Here is a 5,536-nt window from a genome sequence, read left to right on the forward strand (position 1 = left end):
TGACAGAGGGTGTTTTAGATTTAAAAGCTGGCGATGACTTACTCTCACATGGGTAACCCCACACTACCATCAGCGCAAAGAGGTTTCACTTCTGAGTTCGGGAAGGGATCAGGTGGTTCACTCTTGCTATTGTCGCCAGCAAACTGTTTATGGATATTCACTTAGTCTTACATTTTGCTAAGTTTTTTCCAAAAGAGTTATTAACAGGTATATTTGAGTTGGTATTGTAACTAGCTTTGTAACTAAATCAAGCATTTTGCATTGAATTTAAAGAAACATACAACTGTTTGGGTGTTGTATAGTCAAGCCTCACGAGCAATTAGTATTGGTCAGCTTCATGCATCACTGCACTTCCACATCCAACCTATCAACGTCGTAGTCTTCAACGGCTCTTTAGAGGACATAAAGTCCTAGGGAAATCTTATCTTGAGGTAGGCTTCCCGCTTAGATGCTTTCAGCGGTTATCCCTTCCGAACATAGCTACCCGGCGATGCGACTGGCGTCACAACCGGTACACCAGAGGTTCGTCCACTCTGGTCCTCTCGTACTAGGAGCAGATCCTCTCAAATTTCCAACGCCCACGGTAGATAGGGACCGAACTGTCTCACGACGTTCTAAACCCAGCTCGCGTACCTCTTTAAATGGCGAACAGCCATACCCTTGGGACCTGCTTCAGCCCCAGGATGAGATGAGCCGACATCGAGGTGCCAAACACCGCCGTCGATATGAACTCTTGGGCGGTATCAGCCTGTTATCCCCAGAGTACCTTTTATCCGTTGAGCGATGGCCCTTCCATACAGAACCACCGGATCACTAAGACCTACTTTCGTACCTGCTCGACTTGTGGGTCTCGCAGTTAAGCGCGCTTTTGCCTTTATACTCTACGCGTGATTTCCGACCACGCTGAGCGCACCTTCGTACTCCTCCGTTACTCTTTAGGAGGAGACCGCCCCAGTCAAACTACCCACCAGACATGGTCCTCGCTCCAGATTATGGAGCAGAGTTAGAACCTCAATATTACCAGGGTGGTATTTCAAGATTGGCTCCACCGTAACTAGCGTCACGGTTTCAAAGCCTCCCACCTATCCTACACAAGTAAGATCAAAGTTCAATGTCAAGCTGCAGTAAAGGTTCACGGGGTCTTTCCGTCTAGCCGCGGGTACACCGCATCTTCACGGCGAATTCGATTTCACTGAGTCTCTGCTGGAGACAGCGCCCCCATCATTATGCCATTCGTGCAGGTCGGAACTTACCCGACAAGGAATTTCGCTACCTTAGGACCGTTATAGTTACGGCCGCCGTTTACTGGGGCTTCGATCAAGAGCTTCGCTTACGCTAACCCCATCAATTAACCTTCCAGCACCGGGCAGGCATCACACCCTATACGTCCACTTTCGTGTTTGCAGAGTGCTATGTTTTTAATAAACAGTTGCAGGGGCCTGGTTTCTGTGGCTGTCAACCGCTCAGGGAGTAAATCCCATCACCGTCGACAGCGTACCTTCTCCCGAAGTTACGGTACCATTTTGCCTAGTTCCTTCAGCAGAGTTCTCTCAAGCGCTTTGGTCTACTCGACCTGACCACCTGTGTCGGTTTCGGGTACGATTCCTGTGTAACTGAAGCTTAGAGACTTTTCCTGGAAGCATGGTATCAGCCACTTCACTGTACAAGTACAGCTTGCTATCAGTTCTCAGCATAGAGTACCCCGGATTTGCCTAAGATACATGCCTACAACCTTTCACCTGGACAACCAACGCCAGGCTGACTTAACCTTCTCCGTCCTCTCATCGCATTACACAGAAGTATTGGAATATTAACCAATTTCCCATCGACTACGCCTCTCGGCCTCGCCTTAGGGGTCGACTCACCCAGCCCCGATTAACGTTGGACTGGAACCCTTGGTCTTTCAGCGTGCGAGTTTTTCACTCGCATTGTCGTTACTCACGTCAGCATTCGCACTTCTGATACCTCCAGCATACTTCTCAATACACCTTCATCGGCTTACAGAACGCTCCCCTACCACTTGCAATAAATTGCAAATCCGCAGCTTCGGCATATAGTTTTAGCCCCGTTACATCTTCCGCGCAGGCCGACTCGACTAGTGAGCTATTACGCTTTCTTTAAAGGGTGGCTGCTTCTAAGCCAACCTCCTAGCTGTCTATGCCTTCCCACATCGTTTCCCACTTAACTATAATTTTGGGGCCTTAGCTGGCGGTCTGGATTGTTTTCCTCTTGACTACGGACGTTAGCACCCGCAGTCTGTCTCCCGGATAGTACTCATTGGTATTCGGAGTTTGCATCGGTTTGGTAAGTCGGGATGACCCCCTAGCCGAAACAGTGCTCTACCCCCAATGGTATTCGTCCGAGGCGCTACCTAAATAGCTTTCGGGGAGAACCAGCTATCACCAAGTTTGATTAGCCTTTCACCCCTATCCACAAGTCATCCCCTGGCTTTTCAACGACAGTGGGTTCGGTCCTCCAGTTAGTGTTACCCAACCTTCAACCTGCTCATGGATAGATCACCTGGTTTCGGGTCTACACCCAGCAACTAAACGCCCTATTAAGACTCGGTTTCCCTACGGCTCCCCTATGCGGTTAACCTTGCTACTGAATGTAAGTCGCTGACCCATTATACAAAAGGTACGCAGTCACCGGACACAATGCCGGCTCCCACTGCTTGTATGCATGCGGTTTCAGGATCTATTTCACTCCCCTCACAGGGGTTCTTTTCGCCTTTCCCTCACGGTACTGGTTCACTATCGGTCAGTCAGGAGTATTTAGCCTTGGAGGATGGTCCCCCCATATTCAGACAAGGTTTCACGTGCCTCGCCCTACTCGTCATCATTATATGTGCCCTTTCGTGTACGGGACTATCACCCTCTACGGTAGCACTTCCCAGAGCTTTCCGCTAAAGCACATATAACTTAATGGGCTGTTCCCCGTTCGCTCGCCGCTACTAAGGGAATCTCAATTGATTTCTTTTCCTAAGGGTACTGAGATGTTTCACTTCCCCTCGTTCGCCTCGCAACACTATGTATTCATGTTGCGATACCTACCTTATGGTAAGTGGGTTTCCCCATTCAGAAATCTCCGGATCATAGGATATTTGCCGCCTCCCCGGAGCTTATCGCAGGCTATTACGTCTTTCATCGCCTCTGACTGCCTAGGCATCCACCACATGCACTTAATTACTTGACTATACAACCCCAAACAGTCGTTAATCTTTACAAGCAAGATTATCAACATTACAGTTTAGAATTCTGTGAACTTAATCACCGTACAGCTTCTATTAGATTCATATACCAAAACGCTTGATTCAGTTAATCGCTAGTTCTCATCACTTCTTAATCACTTCAATATGTCACTTACGTGTCATATTGTTATGTTTAATTAGCTCTGAGCCTTAAACAATTTATTTCAACTCAAATATATTCTGTTAATGATTGACTGCCATCTCGTCGATGCGCAGCAAACTGTGATAAATCACAGAACTTAATAAATCAATATCAATCTTAAAATTGAGTATTTATTAAATTCTATAATCTAACTTCTTAGCTTAATTACTCTAAAGTAATGGTGGAGACTAACGGAGTCGAACCGTTGACCTCCTGCGTGCAAAGCAGGCGCTCTACCAACTAAGCTAAGTCCCCAGCTTAAGATCTCGTATCTAATGCTCTGTGCTTTTCAGTCAGAATGGTGGGTCTGACAAGACTTGAACTTGTGACCCCACGCTTATCAAGCGTGTGCTCTAACCAACTGAGCTACAGACCCTCAGATACTTCAATGAAGAACAACTTGTTGTGGATTCTTACCGGCCATCAATCTTTCGTTAAGGAGGTGATCCAGCCGCAGGTTCCCCTACGGCTACCTTGTTACGACTTCACCCCAGTCATCGGCCACACCGTGGTAAGCGTCCTCCTTACGGTTAGACTACCTACTTCTGGTGCAACAAATTCCCATGGTGTGACGGGCGGTGTGTACAAGGCCCGGGAACGTATTCACCGCGGCATTCTGATCCGCGATTACTAGCGATTCCGACTTCATGGAGTCGAGTTGCAGACTCCAATCCGGACTACGATCGGCTTTTTGAGATTAGCATCCTATCGCTAGGTAGCAACCCTTTGTACCGACCATTGTAGCACGTGTGTAGCCCTGGTCGTAAGGGCCATGATGACTTGACGTCGTCCCCGCCTTCCTCCAGTTTGTCACTGGCAGTATCCTTAAAGTTCCCGGCATAACCCGCTGGCAAATAAGGAAAAGGGTTGCGCTCGTTGCGGGACTTAACCCAACATCTCACGACACGAGCTGACGACAGCCATGCAGCACCTGTATGTAAGCTCCCGAAGGCACCAATCCATCTCTGGAAAGTTCTTACTATGTCAAGACCAGGTAAGGTTCTTCGCGTTGCATCGAATTAAACCACATGCTCCACCGCTTGTGCGGGCCCCCGTCAATTCATTTGAGTTTTAGTCTTGCGACCGTACTCCCCAGGCGGTCTACTTATCGCGTTAGCTGCGCCACTAAAGTCTCAAAGACCCCAACGGCTAGTAGACATCGTTTACGGCATGGACTACCAGGGTATCTAATCCTGTTTGCTCCCCATGCTTTCGTACCTCAGTGTCAGTATTAGGCCAGATGGCTGCCTTCGCCATCGGTATTCCTCCAGATCTCTACGCATTTCACCGCTACACCTGGAATTCTACCATCCTCTCCCATACTCTAGTCTCCCAGTATCGAATGCAATTCCTAAGTTAAGCTCAGGGATTTCACATCCGACTTAAAAGACCACCTACGTACGCTTTACGCCCAGTAAATCCGATTAACGCTCGCACCCTCTGTATTACCGCGGCTGCTGGCACAGAGTTAGCCGGTGCTTATTCTGCGAGTAACGTCCACTATCCAAGAGTATTAGTCTCGGTAGCCTCCTCCTCGCTTAAAGTGCTTTACAACCAAAAGGCCTTCTTCACACACGCGGCATGGCTGGATCAGGGTTCCCCCCATTGTCCAATATTCCCCACTGCTGCCTCCCGTAGGAGTCTGGGCCGTGTCTCAGTCCCAGTGTGGCGGATCATCCTCTCAGACCCGCTACAGATCGTCGCCTTGGTAGGCCTTTACCCCACCAACTAGCTAATCTGACTTAGGCTCATCTATTAGCGCAAGGTCCGAAGATCCCCTGCTTTCCCCCTTAGGGCGTATGCGGTATTAGCATTCCTTTCGAAATGTTGTCCCCCACTAATAGGCAGATTCCTAAGCATTACTCACCCGTCCGCCGCTAAGTGATAGTGCAAGCACCATCACTCCGCTCGACTTGCATGTGTTAAGCCTGCCGCCAGCGTTCAATCTGAGCCATGATCAAACTCTTCAGTTTAAAATCAGTAGTGCCTTAAAGGGCACCAATCTTGGCTCATCAATTTTCTGACAATTATTTCTCAAATAAACTTCGAGTAATTCTTACCATCTAATCAATGAAATAGTTTCGATCGATTAACCAGTAAAAATCCACACAAGTTGTTCTTCATATATTCTTAATGATCTTCTC

The 5,536-nt window shown here is 48.2% G+C and carries 2 tRNA genes and 3 rRNA genes; all 5 read right to left on the bottom strand.

Features of this window, described 5'->3' with window-relative positions:
- Positions 1-25: 25 nt before the first annotated feature.
- A 5S ribosomal RNA gene (gene rrf / locus FW754_RS16245) occupies positions 26-140 on the bottom strand.
- 158 nt (positions 141-298) lie between these two features.
- A 23S ribosomal RNA gene (locus FW754_RS16250) occupies positions 299-3,195 on the bottom strand.
- 376 nt (positions 3,196-3,571) lie between these two features.
- Positions 3,572-3,647, bottom strand: a tRNA-Ala gene (locus FW754_RS16255).
- A gap of 44 nt (positions 3,648-3,691) precedes the next feature.
- A tRNA-Ile gene (locus FW754_RS16260) sits at positions 3,692-3,768 on the bottom strand.
- A gap of 59 nt (positions 3,769-3,827) precedes the next feature.
- Positions 3,828-5,365, bottom strand: a 16S ribosomal RNA gene (locus FW754_RS16265).
- The 16S, 23S and 5S rRNA genes sit together here with 2 tRNA genes alongside, the layout of an rRNA operon.
- Positions 5,366-5,536 lie beyond the last annotated feature (171 nt).

This window comes from Acinetobacter sp. 1207_04 (assembly GCF_052850415.1).